The organism is Serinicoccus hydrothermalis (genome assembly GCF_001685415.1).
GTDB lineage: Bacteria > Actinomycetota > Actinomycetes > Actinomycetales > Dermatophilaceae > Ornithinicoccus > Ornithinicoccus hydrothermalis.
The window spans coordinates 3,191,131-3,214,156 of sequence record NZ_CP014989.1; the positions used below are offsets into that span (position 1 = coordinate 3,191,131).

A 23,026-nucleotide genomic window follows, 5' to 3' on the forward strand; every position below is an offset into this window, starting at 1 on the left:
GTCGGGTCATGCTGGCCGCCTACGCGCAGGAGACCGACCCGGACGACCCGCTGCGCGGACTCGTCGTCGCCGAACGACCGGACCCGGACCCCGAGCCCGGCTGGCGGGTGCTGCCCGTGGTGGCTGCCGGGCTCAACCATCACGACCTGTGGTCGCTGCGCGGTGTAGGACTGCCCGCCGAGCGCCTGCCGATGATCCTCGGGTGCGACGCGGTGGCGGAGCACCCTGACCTCGGTGAGGTCGTCATCTACCCGGTCGTCCCGGGCACACGGGGCTGGGAGGGGGATCCCACGCTCGACCCGCGCCGTACCTTGCTGTCCGAGCTGCACCAGGGGACGCTCGCGGAGCTCGTGGCGGTGCCGGAGGGTGCGTGGGTGCAGCGCCCCGAGCACCTGAGCGCCACCGAGGCGGCGGCACTGTCGACCTCCTGGCTGACCGCCTACCGCATGCTCTTCTCCCGCGCCCAGGTGCTCCCGGGGGACACCGTCCTCGTCCAGGGGGCGGGCGGGGGAGTCTCGACGGCGCTCATCCAGCTGGGGGCCGCCGCGGGGCTGACGGTCTGGGTGACCGGACGCAGCGAGGCCAAGCGGGAGCGTGCGCTGGGACTCGGCGCAGATCGCACGTTCGAGCCCGGCGAGAGGATGCCGGCACGGGTCGACGCGGTCCTGGAGAGCGTGGGCGCGGCCACCTGGTCCCACTCCGTCAACGCGCTGCGCCCGGGCGGCACGATCGTCGTCTGCGGCGCGACGTCCGGCGACGCACCCGAGAAGGCCGAGCTGACCAAGATCTTCTTCAAGCAGCTGCGCGTGGTCGGCTCGACGATGGGGACCCGGGAGGAGCTCGAGCGGCTGGCGCGCTTCGTCTCACGGACTGGTCTCCGGCCGGCGATGGACGAGACGTATCCCCTGTCGCAGACGGCGCAGGCGCTGGCCCGGATGCGGGACGGAGACGTCGTGGGGCAGCTGGGGATCCAGGTCCGCTGAGCGTCCTGCCGCGGTTTGCACCCGCCCTGCGCGGCCGTGTAGAATAGTGCTTCGCGGCCGACGCGGAAGCGGCGGTCGCCCAGCCTTCACCGGCATCCTCCACGACGCAGTCCAGATCACGGATTTGGCTCCGGCGCGGCAGGTCAGGTAGGCTGGAGAGGTTGCCCCGCAGCGGGACCGCCCCACCAAGGACGGCTCGTCGGTGTGTGTCCGATTCTTGAGAACTCAACAGCGTGTTTGTTTTTTGATGCCATGTTTTGTTTTGCCATGGCCTGCCCCACCCCCGTGGGGTGTGGTTGTGGTTTGTTGCCGGGTTTGTCTGGCTTTCCGAGGCTCATTTTATGGGTTTTTGGTTTTTTCGGAGAGTTTGATCCTGGCTCAGGACGAACGCTGGCGGCGTGCTTAACACATGCAAGTCGAACGCTGAAGCTCCAGCTTGCTGGGGTGGATGAGTGGCGAACGGGTGAGTAACACGTGAGTAACCTGCCCTCCACTTCGGGATAAGCACTGGAAACGGTGTCTAATACTGGATGTGACATCAGCCTGCATGGGTTGGTGTGGAAAGATTTTTTGGTGGTGGATGGACTCGCGGCCTATCAGCTTGTTGGTGGGGTAATGGCCTACCAAGGCGACGACGGGTAGCCGGCCTGAGAGGGTGACCGGCCACACTGGGACTGAGACACGGCCCAGACTCCTACGGGAGGCAGCAGTGGGGAATATTGCACAATGGGCGAAAGCCTGATGCAGCGACGCCGCGTGAGGGATGACGGCCTTCGGGTTGTAAACCTCTTTCAGCCTTGACGAAGCCCTTTTGGGGTGACGGTAGGGGCAGAAGAAGCACCGGCTAACTACGTGCCAGCAGCCGCGGTAATACGTAGGGTGCGAGCGTTGTCCGGAATTATTGGGCGTAAAGAGCTTGTAGGCGGTTTGTCGCGTCTGCTGTGAAAGCCCGGGGCTTAACTCCGGGTCTGCAGTGGGTACGGGCAGGCTAGAGTGTGGTAGGGGAGACTGGAATTCCTGGTGTAGCGGTGGAATGCGCAGATATCAGGAGGAACACCGATGGCGAAGGCAGGTCTCTGGGCCATTACTGACGCTGAGAAGCGAAAGCGTGGGGAGCGAACAGGATTAGATACCCTGGTAGTCCACGCCGTAAACGTTGGGCGCTAGGTGTGGGTCCCATTCCACGGGGTCCGTGCCGCAGCTAACGCATTAAGCGCCCCGCCTGGGGAGTACGGCCGCAAGGCTAAAACTCAAAGGAATTGACGGGGGCCCGCACAAGCGGCGGAGCATGCGGATTAATTCGATGCAACGCGAAGAACCTTACCAAGGCTTGACATACACCGGACGACTGCAGAGATGTGGTTTCCCTTTGTGGCTGGTGTACAGGTGGTGCATGGTTGTCGTCAGCTCGTGTCGTGAGATGTTGGGTTAAGTCCCGCAACGAGCGCAACCCTCGTTCCATGTTGCCAGCAACACCTTTTGGGTGGTTGGGGACTCATGGGAGACTGCCGGGGTCAACTCGGAGGAAGGTGGGGATGACGTCAAATCATCATGCCCCTTACGTCTTGGGCTTCACGCATGCTACAATGGCCGGTACAAAGGGCTGCGATCCCGTGAGGGGGAGCGAATCCCAGAAAGCCGGTCTCAGTTCGGATTGGGGTCTGCAACTCGACCCCATGAAGTCGGAGTCGCTAGTAATCGCAGATCAGCAACGCTGCGGTGAATACGTTCCCGGGCCTTGTACACACCGCCCGTCAAGTCACGAAAGTCGGTAACACCCGAAGCCGGTGGCCTAACCCCCTTTGTGGGGAGGGAGCTGTCGAAGGTGGGACTGGTGATTGGGACTAAGTCGTAACAAGGTAGCCGTACCGGAAGGTGCGGCTGGATCACCTCCTTTCTAAGGAGCATCGTTCACACCCGCCACCTGGTGGTGGGTGTGGGTGGCCTCGTGGTGCACCCGAGTGTGGTGCCCGGGGTTGCTCGTGGGTGGAACATCGAAGAACTGTCGCTGCACCTGTGTGTGCTGCTGATCGGTCGAGTACGGCCACGTGTCCTTGCTTCTCCCTTGGTGGAGGGGCCGGGATGCTGTGGTGGGGAAAGGCCGGCTGGTGGTGGCTGGGTGTGGTGCAAGCACGCTGTTGGGTCCTGAAGGATCGGACCCCCTGTGCACCTGGACCGCCGCTGTTGGTGGTGGTCGGGGTGTGGGGGGTTGGGTTTTTCTGGTGGCTGGGGCTCACCCTGGTGGTCGTACCCGTTCATTCCCTCCTCGCTGTTGTGTGTGGGGTGGGGGTGGGTGTGTGGCGGCCGGTGGTGGTGGGTGGCTGGTTGTTGGTTGAGAACTGTACAGTGGACGCGAGCATCTGTATCTTTGTGGCTTTTTTGTTAAGTTTTTAAGAGCGCACGGTGGATGCCTTGGCACGAGGAACCGAAGAAGGACGTAGGAATCTGCGATAAGCCTCGGGGAGTCGATAACCAGACTGTGATCCGAGGGTGTCCGAATGGGGAAACCCGGCCAGCTTCATCGCTGGTCACCCGCACCTGAATGTATAGGGTGTGTGGAGGGAACGTGGGGAAGTGAAACATCTCAGTACCCACAGGAAGAGAAAACAACATGTGATTCCGTGAGTAGTGGCGAGCGAAAGCGGATGAGGCTAAACCGTAGTTGTGTGATACCTGGTAGGGGTTGCAGCTGCGGGGTTGTGGGAGCGTGACTGACCGGGACTACCATCCTGGTGCGTAGTGAGAAATCGTGTGGTGTAGGTGAAGGGTCTGGAAAGGCCTGGCGTAGACGGTGAGACCCCGGTAGCCGAAACACCCGCGACTGCGTGTTGCGCCTCCCGAGTAGTACGGGGCCCGAGAAATCTCGTACGAATCTGGCAGGACCACCTGCTAAGCCTAAATATTACCTCGTGACCGATAGCGGACAAGTACCGTGAGGGAAAGGTGAAAAGTACCCCGGGAGGGGAGTGAAATAGTTCCTGAAACCGTGCGCTTACAATCCGTCGGGGCTCACACCTTGTGTGTGGGTGACGGCGTGCCTTTTGAAGAATGAGCCTGCGAGTTAGTGCTCAGTGGCGAGGTTAACCCGTGTGGGGGAGCCGTAGCGAAAGCGAGTCCGAACAGGGCGTATGAGTCGCTGGGTCTAGACCCGAAGCGGAGTGATCTACCCATGGCCAGGGTGAAGCGCGGGTAAGACCGCGTGGAGGCCCGAACCCACTTAGGTTGAAAACTGAGGGGATGAGCTGTGGGTAGGGGTGAAAGGCCAATCAAACTCCGTGATAGCTGGTTCTCCCCGAAATGCATTTAGGTGCAGCGTCATGTGTTTCTTGCCGGAGGTAGAGCTACTGGATGGCTGATGGGCCTTACCGGGTTACTGACGTCAGCCAAACTCCGAATGCCGGTAAGTGAGAGCATGGCAGTGAGACTGCGGGGGATAAGCTTCGTAGTCGAGAGGGAAACAGCCCAGATCACCAGCTAAGGTCCCTAAGCGTGTGCTAAGTGGGAAAGGATGTGGAGTTGCGAAGACAACCAGGAGGTTGGCTTAGAAGCAGCCACCCTTGAAAGAGTGCGTAATAGCTCACTGGTCAAGTGATTCCGCGCCGACAATGTAGCGGGGCTCAAGCACACCACCGAAGCTGTGGCACCAGCACTTTCGCTCAGCATCACCCTGGGTGGTGTTCAGGCGTGCTGGTGGGTAGGGGAGCGTCGTGCCGGGAGTGAAGCATCCGAGTGATCGAGGTGTGGATCCGGCACGAGTGAGAATGCAGGCATGAGTAGCGAATGAAGAGTGAGAAACTCTTCCGCCGAATCACCAAGGGTTCCAGGGTCAAGCTAATCTGCCCTGGGTAAGTCGGGACCTAAGGCGAGGCCGACAGGCGTAGTCGATGGACATCCGGTTGATATTCCGGAACCGGCGAAGAACCGCCCAGTACCGAGGCCGGGGATGCTGAGCGCCTGAAGCCACCCACAACCTTGACCGTTCGCGGTCGGGGGCGGGTGGTGGAACGCGTGACCCAATCCGGTAGTAGGTAAGCGATGGAAGGACGCAGGAAGGTAGCCTCCGCGTGGCGATGGTTGTCCACGTCGAAGAGCGCAGGGCCGGGGAGTGGTAAGTCCGCCCCAGTAGTGCCCGAGGCTTGATCGTGACCGCGTATGCGGGAAGCAGGGTGATCCTATGCTGCCAAGAAAAGTTCCTAGCGAGGTTCGAGCCGCCCGTACCCCAAACCGACTCAGGTGGTGAGGTAGAGAATACCGAGGCGATCGAGTGAATCGTGGTTAAGGAATTCGGCAAAATGCCCCCGTAACTTCGGGAGAAGGGGGGCCCGAGACGTGAAACCCCTTGCGGGTTAGCGTTGAGGGCCGCAGAGACCAGGGAGAAGCGACTGTTTACTAAAAACACAGGTCCGTGCGAAGTCGCAAGACGATGTATACGGACTGACGCCTGCCCGGTGCTGGAACGTTAAGGGGACGGGTCAACCCATTCGTGGGTGAAGCTCTGAACTTAAGCGCCAGTAAACGGCGGTGGTAACTATAACCATCCTAAGGTAGCGAAATTCCTTGTCGGGTAAGTTCCGACCTGCACGAATGGCGTAACGACTTCTCCACTGTCTCAACCGCGAACTCGGCGAAATTGCACTACGAGTAAAGATGCTCGTTACGCGCAGCAGGACGGAAAGACCCCGGGACCTTTACTATAGCTTGGTATTGGTGTTCGGTACGGCTTGTGTAGGATAGGTGGGAGACTGTGAAGCAGCCACGCCAGTGGTTGTGGAGTCAACGTTGAAATACCACTCTGGTCGTTCTGGATTCCTAACCTCGGTCCGTGATCCGGATCAGGGACAGTGCCTGGTGGGTAGTTTAACTGGGGCGGTTGCCTCCCAAAAAGTAACGGAGGCGCCCAAAGGTTCCCTCAGCCTGGTTGGCAATCAGGTGTCGAGTGTAAGTGCACAAGGGAGCTTGACTGTGAGACAGACATGTCGAGCAGAGACGAAAGTCGGGACTAGTGACCCGACGGTGGCTCGTGGAAGCGCCGTCGCTCAACGGATAAAAGGTACCCCGGGGATAACAGGCTGATCCTGCCCAAGAGCTCATATCGACGGCATGGTTTGGCACCTCGATGTCGGCTCGTCGCATCCTGGGGCTGGAGTCGGTCCCAAGGGTTGGGCTGTTCGCCCATTAAAGCGGTACGCGAGCTGGGTTTAGAACGTCGTGAGACAGTTCGGTCCCTATCCGCTGCGCGCGCAGGAAACTTGAGAAGAGCTGTCCCTAGTACGAGAGGACCGGGATGGACGAACCACTGGTGTGTCAGTTGTTCCGCCAGGAGCACCGCTGATTAGCTACGTTCGGACGTGATAACCGCTGAAAGCATCTAAGCGGGAAGCACACTTCAAGATGAGGTTTCCAACACCCATTGGGTGGAGAGGCTCCCAGCTAGACTACTGGGTTGATAGGCCGGACGTGGAAGCACAGCAATGTGCGTAGCTGACCGGTACTAATAAGCCGACAACTTAACAAAACACACCCACAGGGGGCTTCGCCCCCCGTGAACCCCCAAAGACACACCAGATCGCTCGCGTCCACTGCACGGTTCCCGACCCACAAACACACCCCCACCACGCGTGTGTGAACATGGTCGATATTGTTACGGCGGTCATAGCGTCAGGGAAACGCCCGGTCACATTCCGAACCCGGAAGCTAAGCCTGACAGCGCCGATGGTACTGCACCGGAAACAGTGTGGGAGAGTAGGACACCGCCGGACCACTATTCACCGAAAGGGCCCACCCACCAGGGTGGGCCCTTTCGCTGTTCCCCCGTCGTCCGAATCCCAGGAGAGCCATGACGCGCCTGCCCCGTCTGCGACGTCTGGCGCGACCACTCGTGCCGGCACGGGTGCGCGAGCGGCGCGCCGAGGCGAGGCGGGAGGCAGCCGAGCAAGCGCGCAGGGAGCGGGCGGAGGCGCGGGAGCGGGTGAGCGAGGAACGCCGCCTGGCGGCCATCGCGCGTCGTCGGGAGGCCCTGGAGGCGCAGGACCCCAGCATCCGGTTCGTCGAGGGTCATGGGCTGGACGGTCCGGCGCGTGAGGTGACCGAGTTCACCGCCGCGGGGGCGAGCGAGCACAACCTGCGCCTCGTCGTCGACGTGCTCGAGACCGCTGGGATCGACTACTTCCTGGTCCGGGGACGGTCGCGGCTGCGCCACGTTGTGGGGGTCCATGCGCGTGATCGCGCAGCGCTGCTGCGGGAGATGCGGGAGCGCTATCGTTCGAGTGCGCTGCATGCGGTCAGGCCGGGCGCGGGGGGACGGGCCCAGGTGCGCAGCGCCTACGTGGACGGCGCGCTGGACGGGCGGATCAAGAGGGGACCGGTCATCCGCTTCGCCGAGCCCGTGCTCTCACCCGCGGGGAGGGTCCTGGCGGGTCTGGACCACGGCTGTGACGTGGAGTTCTGGCGCGACGGGCAGGAGCTGCTCGCGGACGAGGCCGGACGGGAGGGCCTCGCCGGCCTGCGCTGCCAGACACCTCCGGACGCGCTGGCGACGTCGTGGGTGGCGCCGCGCGTCAACCGGGTCGCCGACGTGCTGCCTCCTTCGGCGCGACAGCCTGCGACGCGCACCGTCGCGGGCCGCGACTATCCCACCGTGGAGCCCTTCGCCTGGACGTTGCCGGACGAGGTCGCCTTCCCGGTCGACGTGGTCTACACGTGGGTCGACGGCGACGACCCGGAGCACGCCGCCCGGCGGGCCCGCTACCGCGGCGAGCAGCCCTCGGGGATCGCCGCCAACGCCTCCCGCTACAGCGACCACGACGAGCTGCGCTACTCCCTGCGGTCGCTGCACATGTATGCGCCCTTCGTGCGCCACGTCTACGTCGTGACCGACGACCAGGTCCCCTCCTGGCTGGACCCGGATGCCCCCGGGATCACCGTCGTCGACCACCGCGACATCTTCGACGAGGAGGCTCTGCCCACCTACAACTCGCATGCGATCGGTACCAGGCTGCACCACATCGCCGGGCTCTCAGAGCGCTACCTCTACCTCAACGACGACGTCTTCCTGGCGCGGCCGGTCGGGGCAGAGACGTTCTTCCACGCCAACGGGATCGCACGAGTCCCATTCTCGCCCTTCCAGCTGGGCGTCGGGGGCCTGCTGGACGGCGAGGTGGCGCCCAACTCCGCCGGCAAGAACGTCCGTGCGCTCCTGGCCGCCGACTTCGGGCGGGGCATCACGCACAAGTTCAAGCACGCACCGCACCCGCAGATCCGGCAGGTGATGCTCGACCTCGAGCGGGCCTACCCCGAGGAGGTCGCGGCGACGACGAGGTCGCGCTTCCGTTCGCCCGCCGACCTGGGTTTCGCGGCGACGATGCACCATCACTACGCCCTCTTCACCGGCCGGGCGGTCCCGGGGGAGATCGCCATGCGCTACGTGGACATCGGCGCGGCCGACGCGCAGGAGCGCATGGCTGCGCTGGACGAGGGACGGCCGGTCGACACCTTCTGCCTCAACGACTTCGACACCGGGGCGGAGTCCCGGGAGGAGGTGCAGCGGATGCTGGGCGAGTTCCTCACCTCCCGCTTCCCCTTTCCCTCGCCCTACGAGCGCGAGCCGTCGACCGCTTGACCGACGAGGCATCAGTTCTGCAAAATCTTGCGGGAAGGTGTTGTGTTCCCTGCAAGGACGCTCTAGTTTGAGGCGCAGGCCTTCGTCCCTGCCCCGCTCTGGAGATCGCAATGACGCGTCCACTGCTCGCTGCCCTGCTCGGATCCACCCTGCTCGCCACCACGGCGACCGCGGCCCTGCCCGCCGCGACGGCGGCGCCCGAACCGGACGCCGTCCGCACCGTGACCCTGGTCGGTGACCTGCAGAGCGAGCTCGGCTGCGCCGAGGACTGGGCCCCGGCCTGCGAGAGCACCCGGCTCGCGGCGGTCGAGGGAAGCGACACGCTCTACCGCAGCACCTTCGAGGTTCCGGCGGGGAGGTGGGAGTACAAGGTGGCGCTCGACAGGGCGTGGGACGAGGCATACCCGGAGCAGAACCTCTCCTTCGAGGTGCAGGGGCCGGCCTCGCTGGAGTTCTCCTTCGACGACGAGGCCGACGAGCTGGGCCTGGTGCCCGTGCTCGCCGAGCAGGGCGAGGAGCAGGACGCCGCCCTCGCGGGGGAGAGCCTGCGCGCCCCGGTGACCCGCGAGCAGTTCTACTTCGTCATGGCCGACCGGTTCGCCAACGGGGACACGAGCAACGACCGGGCGGATCTCGGGGGCGACCGGCTGCAGCACGGCTTCGACCCCACCGACAAGGGCTTCTTCCACGGCGGCGACCTCGCCGGGATCCAGGACCGGCTGGACTACATCGAGGGCCTGGGCACGACCGCCATCTGGCTGACCCCCAGCTTCAAGAACCGCCCGGTCCAGGGCTCCGGGGCCGACGCGAGCGCGGGTTACCACGGCTACTGGGTCACCGACTTCACCCAGATCGACCCGCACCTGGGGACCAACGAGGAGATGCGGGCCCTCGTCGACGAGGCGCACGACCGCGGCATGAAGGTCTACTTCGACATCATCACCAACCACACCGCGGACGTCATCGACTACGCCGAAGGGGAGTACGGCTACGTCGACAAGGAGACCGAGCCCTACCGCGACGCGGCCGGCAACGCCTTCGACGACCGCGACTACGTCAACAAGCCGTTCCCCCTGCTGGACCCCGAGACCTCCTTCCCCTACACACCCGTCTTCCGCAGCGAGGAGGACGCGGAGGTCAAGGTGCCGGGCTGGCTCAACGACCCGACGCTCTACCACAACCGGGGCGACTCCACCTTCGCCGGCGAGTCCAGCACCTACGGCGACTTCGTCGGCCTCGACGACCTCTTCACCGAGAACCCCGAGGTCGTCGACGGCATGGTCGACATCTACTCCACCTGGGCCGAGCTCGGCATCGACGGCTTCCGGATCGACACGGTCAAGCACGTCAACCTCGAGTTCTGGCAGGAGTTCAGCCCGCGCGTGCTCGAGGCGGCCCGGCAGGGCGACGAGGACTTCTTCATGTTCGGCGAGGTCTACGACAGCAACCCGGAGTACCTGTCCACGTTCTCGACCGAGGGCAAGCTGCAGGCCGTCATCGACTTCGGGTTCCAGGCCCGCTCGGTCGCCTTCGCCCGGGGTGCCGCCACGACCGACCTGCGGACGTTCTACGCCCAGGACGACTACTACACCGACACCGACTCCAACGCCTACCAGCTGCCGACCTTCACCGGCAACCACGACATGGGACGTGCGGCCATGATGCTGGCCGACGACTACTCGGGGCAGGACCTGCAGGACCGGGTCGAGCTGACGAACGCCCTGATGTTCCTCACCCGCGGGCAGCCGGTCGTCTACTACGGCGACGAGCAGGGCTTCATCGGAGCCGGGGGCGACAAGGACGCACGGCAGGACATGTTCGCCACCCAGGTGGAGCAGTATGCGCAGGAGCCGGTGATCGGCGCCCCGTCCGGTTCGAGGGACCGCTACGACACGCGTCACCCGCTCTACCGCCAGATCGCCGTGCTCAGCGACCTCGTCGCCGCGCACCCGGCCCTGGCCGACGGCGCGCAGATCCACCGCTACGCCAGCGACGAGGCCGGGATCTACGCCTTCTCGCGCATCGACGCCGACGAGCAGGTGGAGTACCTCGTCGTCGCCAACAACTCCGAGGAGCCCCAGCGGGCCTCGCTGTCGACCTACAGCCCGAGGACGCTGTTCCACGCCCTCTACGGCGACAGGGGCCGGATCATCACCGGCTCCGAGGGGCGTCTCACGGTGGAGGTCGACCCGCTCTCGGTCGAGGTCTACCGTGCCGGGAGCGCGCTGCGGCCGCGACGCGAGGCGCCGGCCGTGACCCTGACCAGCCCCGCCGCGGGCGAGGTGGTCGGCGGCCGCGCCGAGATCGGCGCAGCGGTGCCGGAGAACGTCTTCGCCCAGGTCACCTACGCCTACCGCCCCGTGGGCGTGCAGGAGTGGTCCGTGCTCGGCACCGACGACAACGCCCCCTACCGTGTCTTCCACGACGTCAGCGGTATGCCGGAGGGCACCCTGCTGGAGTACCGCACCATCCTGCGGGACCACTCGGGCAACGTCTCCGCGTCCTCGAGCTACGGCATCGTGGGCGAGCCGGGCAGCGGCGGCGGGGGCGGCGGGGTGGACCCCATCGGCCCGGTCGAGCAGCCCGACGCGGTGAGCGTCCCCGGCAGCCACAACGCCGTCATGGGGTGCCCCGGCGACTGGCAGCCCGACTGCGAGCAGGCCCAGCTCTCCCTGGACGCGGCGGACAGCGTGTGGAAGCGGACCTACGACGCCGGCACCATCCCGGCCGGGGACTACGAGTACAAGGCCGCGATCGACCGCTCCTGGGACGAGAACTACGGCGCCGGCGGAGCGCCCGGCGGCGCCAACATCGCCTACACCGCCGACGGCGGGCCGGTGAGCTTCTACTACGAGCACGCCCGGCACTACGTCACCTCCGACGCCGAGGGGCCGATCATCACCGCGCCCGGCTCCATGCAGAGCGAGCTGGGCTGCCCCGCCGACTGGTCGCCCGCGTGCATGGCCCCGTGGCTCATCGACCCGGACGGCGACGGCACCTACACCTACGCGACGACCCGCATCCCGGCCGGCAACTACGAGGTCAAGGCCGCCCACGGGCTCAGCTGGGACGAGAGCTACGGGGAGGGCGGTGAGCCGGACGGGCCCAACATCGGCTTCTCCGTGCCCTCGGACGGGGTGCTGACCACCTTCAGCTACGAGCTGGAGACCCATGTCCTCTCGGTGTCCACCTCGGAGGCGGGGGTCGCCCCCGACCTCACCTCGCAGCGCGCCTACTGGGTGAGCGACAACGTCGTCGCCTGGCCCGCCGACGGCGTCGGCGACCCGCAGCTGAGCGACTGGCGGATGCACTGGGCGGCCGACGGCGGCCTGGAGGTGGACGCGGAGGCGGTCACCGGTGGCGACTCCTCCGCCCTGACCTTCGAGCCCGACGGTCTGCCCGCCGCGGTGCTGGAGGACTTCCCGCACCTCGAGGGCTACCTGGCGCTGCGCCTGGACCGGCAGACCGCCCGCGCCGCGGAGGACATCCTCACCGGTCAGGTGGCGGTCGCGAGGTACGACGACCTGGGGCGGCTCGTCGACGCGACCGGGCTGCAGGTCCCCGGGGTCCTCGACGACCTGTATGCCGCGCGCGCGGCCGACGCCGACCTCGGCGTGAGCTGGCGCGGCTCGCGGCCCACGGTGCGGCTCTGGGCCCCGACGGCGCAGGACGTCGACCTGCTGACCTGGCCGGCCGGCGGCTCCGGTGACCCGCGACGCGTGGAGATGCGTCGTGCCGCCGACGGGACCTGGTCGGCCGCCGGTCAGGCCTCGTGGTCCGGACGGGAGTACCTCTACGAGGTGGACGTCCTCGTGCCGTCGACGGGTGCGGTCGAGACCAACCGGGTCACCGACCCCTACTCGGTCGGCCTGACCCTCGACAGCGCGCGGTCGGTGCTCGTGGACCTGGACGACCGCCGCTGGCAGCCGCGGGTGTGGCGCACGGCGAAGGCCCCGACCCTCGAGGACGAGGTCGACCAGACCATCTACGAGCTGCACGTGCGCGACTTCTCCGTGGCGGACCCGGACGTCCCCGCCGAGCTGCGCGGGTCATACCTCGCCTTCGCCGAGGACGGCTACGGCCGGCGCCACCTGGAGGCGCTCGCGGACGCGGGGATGAACACCGTGCACCTGCTGCCCACCTTCGACATCGCCTCGATCCCCGAGGCCACGGCGGACGCCGACGCGGTTCCCACGCCGGACTGCGACCTGGACGCGCTCCCGCCGGACAGCAGCGAGCAGCAGGCGTGCGTCATGGCGCAGGCCGACGCCGACCCCTTCAACTGGGGCTACGACCCGTGGCACTTCATGGCGCCGGAGGGCTCCTACGCGTCTACCACGGAGGCCGCCGACGGCGGTGCCCGCGTCGCCGAGTTCCGCACCATGGTCGGCGGGCTGCACGACGCCGGCCTGCGGGTGGTCCTGGACCAGGTCTTCAACCACACCGCGGAGTCGGGCCAGGGCGATCGGAGCGTGCTCGACAAGGTGGTGCCGGGCTACTACCACCGGCTGAACGACGTCGGGCAGGTGGAGACCTCCACCTGCTGCCAGAACGTCGCCACCGAGCACGCCATGGCGCAGAAGCTCATGGTCGACGCCGTGGTGCTGTGGGCGCGGGACTACAAGGTCGACGGCTTCCGCTTCGACCTCATGGGGCACCACAGCCGGGCCAACATGGAGGCGGTGCGGGAGGGGCTGGACGAGCTCACCCTGCGACGCGACGGGGTCGACGGCTCGCAGGTCACGCTCTACGGCGAGGGCTGGAACTTCGGCGAGGTCGCCGACAACGCGCGCTTCTACCAGGCCACCCAGGGCCAGCTGGACGGCACCTCGATCGGGACCTTCAACGACCGGCTGCGCGACGGCGTCCGGGGCGGCGGGCCCTTCGACGAGGACCCGCGCGCGGAGCGCGGCTTCGCCACCGGCGGCACGAGCGGCAACGACACCGACCTGGTCCAGCTGGGGCTGGCCGGCAACCTGCGCGACGTCGTGCTGCGCAGCCAGGAGACCGGGGAGGAGGTCACCGGCGAGGAGATCTCCTACAACGGTTCGCCCGCCGGGTATGCCGAGGACCCGGACGAGGTGGTCAACTACGTCGACGCGCACGACAACGAGACGATCTTCGACGCCCTGACCCTCAAGCTGCCCCGGGACACCACGATGGCCGACAGGGTGCGGATGAACACGCTGGCCCTGTCGACGACCACCCTGTCCCAGTCGATCAGCTTCTGGCACGCCGGCGCCGACCTGCTGCGCAGCAAGAGCCTGGACCGCAACTCCTACAACAGCGGCGACTGGTTCAACGTGCTCGACTTCACGATGTCGGAGAACGGCTTCGGTCGGGGCCTGCCGCCCGCGGCCGACAACGAGGACACGTGGCCGATCATGCAGCCGCTGCTCGCCGACCCCGCGCTGCGGCCCGCCCCGGCGGACATCGAGCAGGCCTCCGCCATGGCCGCCGACCTGCTGCGGCTGCGCGCCTCGAGCGAGCTCTTCCGGCTCGGCGACCCCGAGCTCGTCGAGCAGAAGCTCACCTTCCCGGTCTCGGGGACCGAGCTGGGCGACGAGCAGGTCGTCGTCATGCGGGTGGACGACACGGTCGGTGCCGACGCCGACCCGGACCTGGACGGCCTCCTCGTCGTCTTCAACGCCCAGGACGAGCCGGTGGACCAGGTGGTCCCCGGGCTCGAGGGTGCCGCGCTGGAGCTCTCGCCGGTGCAGGCGCAGGGCGCCGACCCGGTCGTGCGGGAGGCCACCTGGGACGCCGAGAGCGGCACCGCCCGGGTGCCCGCCCGGACCGTGGCGGTCTTCGTCCAGCCCTGAGCGGGCAGGCAGGATGGGCGGGTGGACCACCTCGACCTGCTCCGCGCCCGCGCGCACTGGCTGACCCGCGAGCTCCTGGCGATCCCCGCCGCCGCGCTGCCCCCGGGGCTCGCGGCGCAGGACCTCACCTTCACCCTCGCGGTCGCCCCGGACGGCGGTCTCGACCCGCGGTCACCGGCGGGGGAGTGCGGGCTCGAGCTCGGCGAGGGGTCGCTGCCGCCCGAGGTGACGGGCCGCCGGCCGCACCTGGCGGCATACCTCGCGCTGCGGCTCGGGGCGACCGACGCCGGTCGCGCGGAGGAGCTGCTCACCGGGCAGGTCGCGGTGGTCGGCCGCGACGGGAGCGGCCAGGCGCGGCTGGCGACGTCGGTGCAGGTGCCCGGGGTGCTGGACGAGCTGTATGCCGCATCCGTCCTGACCCGCGACCTGGGCGTCAGCTGGCGCGGCGAGGGCGGGGAGCGGCGGCCCACCGTCCAGGTGTGGGCACCGACCGCCCGGGACGTGCAGCTGCTGCTCTGGGAGGGGCGTCCGGAGCCCGGACGGGAGCGCGCGTGGTCACCGGTGGGCGAGCCGATGCGGGTGCCCATGGGGCGCGAGCCCGACGGCACGTGGACGGTCACGGGGAGGGCCTCCTGGGCCGACCGCTGCTACCTGCTCGAGCTCGACCACGTGCTGCCCCGGACGGGGGAGCGGAAGCGGGTGCGCAGCACCGACCCCTGGTCGGTCGGCCTGTCGCTGGACTCCCGCCACTCGGTGCTGGTCGACCTCGCCGACCCGGCGCACGCCCCGCGCCGGTGGGTGGACGCGCCGGTGCCGCCGCCGATCCGTGCGGTGGACCAGTCCGTCTACGAGCTGCACGTCCGCGACTTCTCCCGCGACGACCCGGAGGTGCCGGAGGCCGAGCGCGGCTCCTACCTCGCCTTCGGCGCCGACGGCCTCGGGACCCGGCACCTGCGTCGGCTGGCGCAGGCCGGGCTGACCTCGGTCCACCTGCTGCCGACCTACGACCTCACCTCGGTCCCCGAGGACCCGGCGCAGCGGGCGCACGAGCCGGTCGACGCCCTGGCGGCGCTGCCGCCTGACAGCGCCGAGCAGCAGCGGCGGGTGCGGTCCCACGCGCTGCGCGACGCCTTCAACTGGGGATACGACCCGTGGCACTTCCTCGCGCCCGAGGGGTCCTACACCTCCAGCCCCGGCCAGGCGCACGGCGGAGCCCGCGTCGCCGAGTTCCGCACGATGGTGGCCGGGCTGCACGAGCTCGGGCTGCGGGTGGTCCTGGACCAGGTCTACAACCACACCACCGACTCCGGGCTGCACCGCGCCTCGGTGCTGGACCGGGTTGTCCCGGGCTACTACCACCGGCTCGACGCCGAGGGTCTGGTCGAGACCTCCACCTGCTGCCAGAACGTCGCGACCGAGCACGCGGTGGCCGGCAAGCTCATGGTCGACGGCTGCGTGCTGTGGGTCCGGCACTACCGTGTCGACGGCTTCCGCTTCGACCTCATGGGCCACCACACCCGCGCCAACCTCGAGGCGGTGCGCGCCGCGCTGGACGCGCTGACGGTGGAGGAGCACGGGGTGGACGGGAGCGCCGTCCACCTCTACGGCGAGGGCTGGGACTTCGGCGAGGTCGCCCACGGTGCGCGCTTCCGCCAGGCGCGGCAGGGCGAGCTGGACGGCACCGGCGTCGGCACCTTCAACGACCGGCTGCGCGACGCGGTCCGCGGCGGCAGCGTGCACGACGCCGACCCGAGCTCCGGGCTCGGGTTCGCCACCGGCGGGCGGGACCCCCGGCATACCGATCTGCTGCAGGTGGGCCTGGCCGGGGGGCTGCGCGGGATCACGCTGCGCAGCCAGGAGACGGGGGAGCCGGTGCGCGGGGAGCAGGTGCCCTACGGCGGGTCGCCCGGAGGGTATGCCTCGTCCCCGGAGGAGAGCGTCAGCTACGTCGACGCGCACGACAACGAGACGCTGTGGGACACCCTGCTGCTCAAGCTGCCGCCCACGACCGGCATGGCCGAACGGGTCCGGCGCAACACGCTGGCGCTCGCGACCGTCACCCTGTCGCAGGGGGTCAGCTTCTGGCACGCGGGGGCCGAGCTGCTGCGCAGCAAGAGCCTGGACCGCAACAGCTACGCCTCGGGCGACTGGTTCAACCACTACGACCCGGGGCTGCGCGACAACGGCTTCGCCCGGGGCCTGCCGTCGGAGCCGGACAACGGTGCCCGGTGGGACCTCATGCGGCCGCTGCTGGCCGACCCTGCCCTGGTGCCGACCCCGGAGGACATGGCGCGGGCACGGGACTGCGCCCTGGACCTGCTGCGGCTGCGGGCCCGCCACCCGCTGCTCCGGCTGGGCCGGGCGGAGGCCATCGAGCAGGCCGTGTCCTTCCCGGTGTCGGGCACCGATCAGGGCGGCGCGGACCGCGTGGTCATGCTCGTCGACGGGCGCCGGTGCACCACCCCGGGGCGGAGCCGCGAGGACGGGGTCCTGGTCGTGCTCAACGCCGCCGCCGACACCGTCGGCATCACGGTCCCCGGCCTGGCCGGCGAGCACTGGGAGCTCTCGCCCGTCCAGCGCGACGGCGCCGACGAGCAGGTCAAGGCCACGCGGTGGCGGGCGGGCCAGGGGGAGGTGGTCGCGCCGGGGCTGACCGCCGCCGTCCTGGTGCGGCCGGCGGCGCGGTAGCGGCCTGCCTCAGCCGGCCGCGCCGGGGGAGCGGGGGTCCACCGGCAGGGCGCAGGTGTAGACGACGACCCGCTTGGCGCTCGGGTTGCCCTGCCCCACCCGGCGGTAGCGCTCGAGCACCTCGAGCAGCTCGGCGCGCAGGGCGGTCAGCTGCTCGGTCGTGACCTGCACCGTGTGGTCCTCCAGGCCGCACGTCTGCCGCCAGAGCGGGTCCCACCGGTGCTGCTCGCCCAGCCAGTCCCGGGCGCGGTCCCCGAAGTGGGCGAGGTAGTCCAGCGCCAGCCAGTCCGCGGCCTCGGCGTCGTCCTCGTCGACGGGTTCGTCGTCGACCGGGTCGGTGGGCACGGTCTCGACCGCGCGCCAGACCCGGCGCCGCCCGGTGCCCGTCCCGGTGTCCTCGACGAGACCGACCTCGGCGAGCTTGCGCAGGTGGTAGGACGTGGCGCCGGTGTGCGTGCCGAGCGCCGTCGCCAGCTCGGTCCCGGTCGCCCGGCCGTGGACCCGCAGCTCGGCCAGGAGCCGGCTGCGCAGCGGGTGCGCGAGCGTCCGCAGCGCCGACCTCTGCACCACCTCAGGTCCCCTGCTCGAAGCTCTCCCGCGTGGTCTCCGCGGTCGCGGTGTCCGGGTTGGAGGCGAGGAAGGCGTTGACCCAGCGGGCGGCGGGGTCGGCGTCGATGAGCAGGGCCTTGACCAGGAGGGTGGCCGGGAGGGCGAGCAGGGCGCCGACCGGGCCGAGCACCCAGGCCCAGACGACGAGGGAGATGAAGGTGATCGTGGGGGTGACCCCGACCGCGTCGCCGGTGAACTTGGGCTGGATGAGGGACTGCATGACGAAGTTCAGCACGCTGTAGACGGCGACGACGAGCAGGGCGTTGACCGGGCCGTTGGCGAGCAGGGCCACGATCGCGGGCGGCACGAGGCCGATGACGAAGCCGATGTTGGGGATGTAGTTGGTGAGGAAGGACAGCACGCCCCAGGCCAGGGCCAGCGGCACGCCCAGCCAGACCAGGGCGATCACGTCGAACAGGGCCACCATGAGGCCGAAGACCGTCGTGACGACCCAGTAGCGCCGCACCCCGCGGGCGAAGCTCACCAGCGCGTGGGCGACGTTGGGGTGCTGGTCCTTGACCAGCGACAGGCGGCGCCCGGCGCTCAGCGTGTCGATCATGAGGAAGAAGATGACGATGGCGGTGGTCGTGAGCAGGCCGAGGATCCCACCGAGGTTGCTGAGGACGCCGCCGAGGGCACCGATGAGACGGCTCGGGTCGAGCGCCGACTCCAGCTGCTCGGTGAGCGTGTCCTGCTCCAGGCCGTAGCGCTCGAGCCAGGTGACGACGTCGGTGTAGATCTCGGTGTAGCGCTGGCGGTACTCGCGCGAGCTCAGCTCCTCCACCATGGCCGCCGCGGACCAGCCCAGGGCGGTGAAGAAGCCGATGAGGAAGGCGAAGATGGCGGTGCCGGTCACCAGCGCGGCGAGCGGCCCGGGGACCCGGAGGCGGATGAGCCAGCGCTGCAGCGGGAAGGCGGCCAGCACGAGGTTCAGCGCGAGGAAGACGGGGGCGACGTAGTCGCGCAGCTGGTGCAGGCCGAGCAGCACCGCGAAGGTCAGCGCGATGCCGAGCAGCACGAGCACCGCCCGCGGCCAGGGACGGGGTGCGAGAGGCGCAGGGGCGGGCGGGACGGCCTCGGCGGGGGAGCGGCGCTCGGGCTCGCGTCGGCGCAGGGAGGGCAGGATGGGCACGGCGTGCTCCTCTCGACGACGAGAAGGCTAGTGCATGGCCGCGCTGCGTGCACAGTTTCTGTGCACAGAAGCGCTGTATGCACCTGCCCGTGACCGCGCATACCCGCGCTGACCTGCGACGATGGTGAGTTTGGGGAGCCTCGTGGCCGCGGCTAGACTGGAACAGTTGCCCAGAACCCGATTCCGCAAAGAAGGTAGGCGAATGCGCACCTACTCCCCGAAGGCCGGTGACATCACCCGCGCCTGGCACGTGATCGACGCCACCGACGTCGTCCTCGGCCGGCTCGCGTCCCAGACCGCGACGCTGCTGCGTGGCAAGCACAAGACGATCTTCGCCCCGCACGTCGACACCGGTGACTTCGTCATCATCATCAACGCCGACAAGGTGGCCCTGACCGGCTCCAAGCTGGAGCAGAAGAAGGCCTACCGCCACTCCGGCTACCCCGGTGGGCTCAAGGCGCAGAGCTATGAGCAGATGCTCGAGAAGCACCCGACCCGGGCGGTGGAGAAGGCCGTGCGCGGCATGCTCCCCAAGAACGCCCTGGGCCGCCAGATGCTCTCCAAGCTCAAGGTGTATGCCGGCGACGCGCACCCGCACGCCGCGCAGAAGCCCGTCCCGTTCGAGATCTCCCAGGTCGCCCAGTAAGGAAGCCGAAGGACCCATGACTGTCAACGACATCGACACCACCGACGGCGACTTCGACGAGAACGCCGTCTCCGAGTACACCACCGAGTCGGCCCGCGGCGCGGAGGGCGCCTCCGCCGAGCGTCCGAGCGCCTCGGCCCCCGGCGCCGGCACCGGCCGTCGCAAGCAGGCCGTCGCCCGCGTGCGGATCGTCCCGGGCAGCGGCCAGTGGCGGATCAACGGCCGGACCCTGGCCGAGTACTTCCCGAACAAGGTGCACCAGCAGATCGCCGCCGAGGCCCTCACCCTGCTGGAGCTCGACGGCGCCTACGACGTCCTCGTGCGCGTGCACGGCGGTGGCCCCTCGGGCCAGGCCGGTGCCGTGCGCCTGGGCGTGGCCCGCTCGCTCAACGGCGTGGACACCGAGCTCAACCGTCCCGCCCTCAAGCGTGCCGGTCTGCTCACGCGTGACGCCCGCGTGCCCGAGCGCAAGAAGGCCGGCCTGAAGAAGGCGCGCAAGGCGCCGCAGTACAGCAAGCGCTGACCCTGCGCGCCGACCGGCGCCCCGACCGGTCGAGCAGGGCCCACGGCCCGTCCGGAGCACGGCTCCGGGCGGGCCGTCGGCGTCCCCGCGGGGGTCGGTGCCCGGCCCGCCTGCGCCGCGGGTGCGCGGCGGTGCGGCATACTGCCGTGTCAGCCCGAACGGGACGAGGACGAGGACGAGGACGACGAATGGGACGGATCTTCGGCACCGACGGGGTGCGCGGCCTGGCCAACAAGGACATCACCGCCGAGCTGGCGCTGGACCTGTCCGTGGCCGTCGCGCACGAGCTGGGCGGACAGAGCGTCTACGGCGGCAACCGGGCCACGGCGGTCGTGGGCCGCGACCCCCGCGCCTCCGGCGAGTTCCTCTCGGCGGCCGTCATGGCCGGCCTGGCCTCGGCCGGGGTCGACGTCCTCGACGCCGGGGTGCTGCCGACCCCGGCGATCGCCTACCTCACGCAGCGGATGAACGCCGAGATGGGCGCCATGCTCTCCGCCTCGCACAACGCCATGCCGGACAACGGGCTGAAGTTCTTCGCCCGGGGCGGGCACAAGCTGGCGGACGAGATCGAGGACCGGATCTCCGAGCGCGTCGGCGGCGACTGGCAGCGCCCCACCGGCGCCGGCGTGGGACGCATCCGGCCCTTCCAGCGCGGCGCGGAGTTCTACATCGAGCACCTCCTGAGCGCGGCCCCCGGCCGGCTGGACGGGCTGCGCATCGTCATCGACGCCGCCCACGGCGCGGCCTCCGAGGTCGGCCCGGAGGTCTTCCGGCGCGCCGGTGCCACGGTCGACCTCATCGGCGCCGACCCCAACGGCCTCAACATCAACGACGGCGCGGGCTCCACCCACCTGGACCAGCTGCAGGAGGCGGTGGTGCTCCGCGGTGCGGACATGGGGGTGGCCTTCGACGGGGACGCCGACCGGTGCCTCGCGGTCGACGCCCGCGGCCAGCAGGTCGACGGCGACCAGATCATGGCCATCCTCGCGCTGAGCCTGCACGACCGGGGCGAGCTGCGCGACGACACCCTCGTGGCGACGGTCATGAGCAACCTCGGGCTGCTGCAGGCGATGGAGCGCGAGGGCATCACCGTCGTGCAGACGGCCGTGGGGGACCGCTACGTCCTGGAGGAGATGCGGGCGAAGGGCTACTCCCTCGGCGGGGAGCAGTCGGGGCACGTCATCATGCTCGAGCACGGGACGACCGGCGACGGCGTGCTCACCGCGCTCGCCCTCGCCCAGCGGGTCGTGTCCTCCGGGCAGGCGCTGCACGAGCTCGCCGGGGTCATGACCCGGCTGCCGCAGATCCTCGTCAACGTCAAGGACGTCGACAAGGACCGCGTCGGCCAGGACGAGGGCGTCACCGCGGCGGTGCGCGACATCGAGGCCGAGCTCGGCGACCAGGGCCGGGTGCTCCTGCGCAAGTCCGGCACCGAGCCCCTGGTGCGGGTCATGGTCGAGGCGGACACCCAGGAGCGCGCCGCGGGGTATGCCGACCGGCTGGCTCAGGTGGTGCGCGACCGGCTCGCGCTGTAGCCCACCAGCCGCTCGACCTCCTCGACGCCGGTCACCGGGCCGGCGAGCACCCCGCCCTCGTCGACGAGGACGGCGCAGGGTCCGCGCCCGGTGCCCAGGGCCGTGAGGAGCCGGTCGCCAGGGTCCCACCACACGTCCGCCAGACCCTGGGCGCGAGGCTCGGCGAAGGGCGGCTGGGTGTGCACGAGGTGCACCCCGAGCTCGGGCGCCCGCGAGCGCCAGGCGGGCAGCCGCTCCAGCACCGTGAAGGTGGACCCGCACCAGCAGTCGACGACCACGACGACCTGCGGGCGCGGCAGCACCAGGGTGAGGAGCGTGGTCGTCCCCAGGTCGGGGTCGACGAGCACCGAGCCGAGCAGCGTGCCGCCGTCCCGCCCTGCGTCGTCGACGGCGTCGCGGTCAGCACGGGGGTCGGGCGTCCGGCCCGCCCCGCCGGCGACGAGGGCGATCACCACCGCCGCCGTGGCGGCCAGCGCCAGCCAGACGCAGTCGGCCCAGCGGTAGTCCGCCACCAGCCGGCCCGTGCTGGACCCCGCGACCGCGATCCCGACCGCCACGACGGCGAGGCCGACCAGCAGCGCGTTGCGCACGACGGTGCGGCCCGCGATCTCGTGGTGGCCCACCCGGCCGAAGCAGGCGCACACCGGCCGCGGGTCGAAGCCCATGGCGCGCGCCACGACCACGAGGAAGGCGGTGCAGAGCGCGAGCGCCGCGACCGCGCCGAGGGCATACGTCCAGGTCCACGGGGTGAGCAGGAGCAGCGCGGTCAGCAGCTCTGCCAGGGGCAGGACCCGGGACACCGCTGCAGGGGCGAGCCGGCGGGGGAGCCGCAGCTCGCGGACCATGTCGGCCGTGGCCGACGGCTCGCGCAGCTTGGCGGCCCCGGACCAGCCCAGCAGCACGGCCAGCGTCACCGGCGCCAGCGACAGGGCGCTCACCACGGGCTCAGACCAGCTGCGTCAGCCGGCCGGTGTCGACGTCGTAGCGGAACCCGCCGACCTCGGCCCGCCCCTGGATGAGCGGGTGCGAGGTGACCCGGTGCACGTCCTCGGCGAGGGCGGCCTCCTGGTCCGGCACGACGTGGAAGCGCTGGAACCACGCGTCGATGCCGGTCAGCTCCGAGATCGTCTCGCGCAGCTCGTTCTCGCTCTTCGACGTCATCGCGCAGCGGGTATGCGGGACGACGAGGATGCGCTCGACCCCGAGCAGGTGCACGCCCAGCACCAGGGCCTCCAGGGCCGCGTCGGTGACGCGACCACCGGGGTTGCGGAAGATCTTGGCGTCCCCGTGGGTCAGGCCGAGCATCTGCAGCGGCTCGATCCGGGAGTCCATGCAGGTGACGATCGCGACGCCGGCGTGCGCCACCCCGTCGAAGCCCTGGAGCTCATCGGCGTGGGTGGAGGCATACTCCTCGTTGGCGCGCAGCAGGTCCTCGAAGGCGGTGCTCGTGCTCATGGTGCAAGAGCCTAT

The 23,026-nt window shown here is 69.1% G+C and carries 11 protein-coding genes and 3 rRNA genes; 10 read left to right on the top strand and 4 right to left on the bottom strand.

Going from position 1 to position 23,026, the window contains the following annotated elements; translation table 11 throughout:
- The first annotated feature begins 8 nt into the window (after positions 1–8).
- The 7 genes from SGUI_RS14970 (at position 9) to pulA (SGUI_RS15000) (ending at position 17,111) form a co-directional block, all read left to right on the top strand.
- Positions 9–983 (top strand): zinc-binding dehydrogenase, encoded by a 975-nt coding sequence (locus tag SGUI_RS14970; RefSeq protein ID WP_066641605.1) that lies wholly within the window; start codon positions 9–11, stop codon positions 981–983.
- A 355-nt stretch (positions 984–1,338) separates the two neighbouring features.
- Positions 1,339–2,880 (top strand): 16S ribosomal RNA (locus SGUI_RS14975).
- A 483-nt stretch (positions 2,881–3,363) separates the two neighbouring features.
- Positions 3,364–6,498 (top strand): 23S ribosomal RNA (locus SGUI_RS14980).
- A 127-nt stretch (positions 6,499–6,625) separates the two neighbouring features.
- Positions 6,626–6,742, top strand: a 5S ribosomal RNA gene (gene rrf, locus SGUI_RS14985).
- The 16S, 23S and 5S rRNA genes sit together here, the layout of an rRNA operon.
- 77 nt (positions 6,743–6,819) lie before the next feature.
- Positions 6,820–8,601: a stealth family protein gene (locus SGUI_RS14990; protein WP_066641606.1), complete on the top strand. Its 1,782-nt coding sequence runs from the start codon at positions 6,820–6,822 to the stop codon at positions 8,599–8,601.
- 110 nt (positions 8,602–8,711) lie between these two features.
- Positions 8,712–14,423, top strand: a complete 5,712-nt coding sequence (pulA, locus tag SGUI_RS14995) for a pullulanase-type alpha-1,6-glucosidase (RefSeq protein WP_066641607.1) — start codon at positions 8,712–8,714, stop codon at positions 14,421–14,423.
- A gap of 21 nt (positions 14,424–14,444) precedes the next feature.
- A complete protein-coding gene (gene pulA / locus SGUI_RS15000) occupies positions 14,445–17,111 on the top strand; it encodes a pullulanase-type alpha-1,6-glucosidase (protein WP_066641608.1) in 2,667 nt (888 codons plus the stop codon).
- Positions 17,112–17,120: 9 nt separating this feature from the next.
- Here the strand turns inward: pulA (SGUI_RS15000) and SGUI_RS15005 are convergent, their stop codons facing one another.
- Complete coding sequence (locus tag SGUI_RS15005) at positions 17,121–17,681, bottom strand: winged helix-turn-helix domain-containing protein (RefSeq protein ID WP_066641609.1); 561 nt, start codon at positions 17,679–17,681, stop codon at positions 17,121–17,123.
- A gap of 1 nt (position 17,682) precedes the next feature.
- Positions 17,683–18,852 (bottom strand): AI-2E family transporter, encoded by a 1,170-nt coding sequence (locus tag SGUI_RS15010; protein WP_066641610.1) that lies wholly within the window; start codon positions 18,850–18,852, stop codon positions 17,683–17,685.
- A gap of 202 nt (positions 18,853–19,054) precedes the next feature.
- On the opposite strand from SGUI_RS15010, the gene rplM reads away from it, so the two are divergent.
- The 3 genes from rplM to glmM all read left to right on the top strand — a co-directional run bounded on the left by rplM (position 19,055) and on the right by glmM (position 21,556).
- The gene (gene rplM / locus SGUI_RS15015) at positions 19,055–19,498 is read left to right on the top strand and encodes a 50S ribosomal protein L13 (protein WP_066641611.1); all 444 of its coding nucleotides are present in this window, start codon (positions 19,055–19,057) and stop codon (positions 19,496–19,498) included.
- Positions 19,499–19,514: 16 nt separating this feature from the next.
- Positions 19,515–20,021, top strand: coding sequence for a 30S ribosomal protein S9 (rpsI, locus tag SGUI_RS15020; protein WP_066641612.1), 507 nt, complete (start codon positions 19,515–19,517; stop codon positions 20,019–20,021).
- A gap of 188 nt (positions 20,022–20,209) precedes the next feature.
- The gene (glmM, locus tag SGUI_RS15025) at positions 20,210–21,556 is read left to right on the top strand and encodes a phosphoglucosamine mutase (protein WP_066641613.1); all 1,347 of its coding nucleotides are present in this window, start codon (positions 20,210–20,212) and stop codon (positions 21,554–21,556) included.
- Here the strand turns inward: glmM and SGUI_RS15030 are convergent.
- Complete coding sequence (locus SGUI_RS15030) at positions 21,526–22,494, bottom strand: MauE/DoxX family redox-associated membrane protein (RefSeq protein ID WP_191090922.1); 969 nt, start codon at positions 22,492–22,494, stop codon at positions 21,526–21,528. The genes glmM and SGUI_RS15030 overlap by 31 nt on opposite strands.
- Positions 22,495–22,501: 7 nt before the next feature.
- On the bottom strand, positions 22,502–23,011 hold the full coding sequence (locus SGUI_RS15035) for a beta-class carbonic anhydrase (RefSeq protein ID WP_066641617.1): 510 nt from the start codon (positions 23,009–23,011) through the stop codon (positions 22,502–22,504).
- Positions 23,012–23,026: the final 15 nt, after the last annotated feature.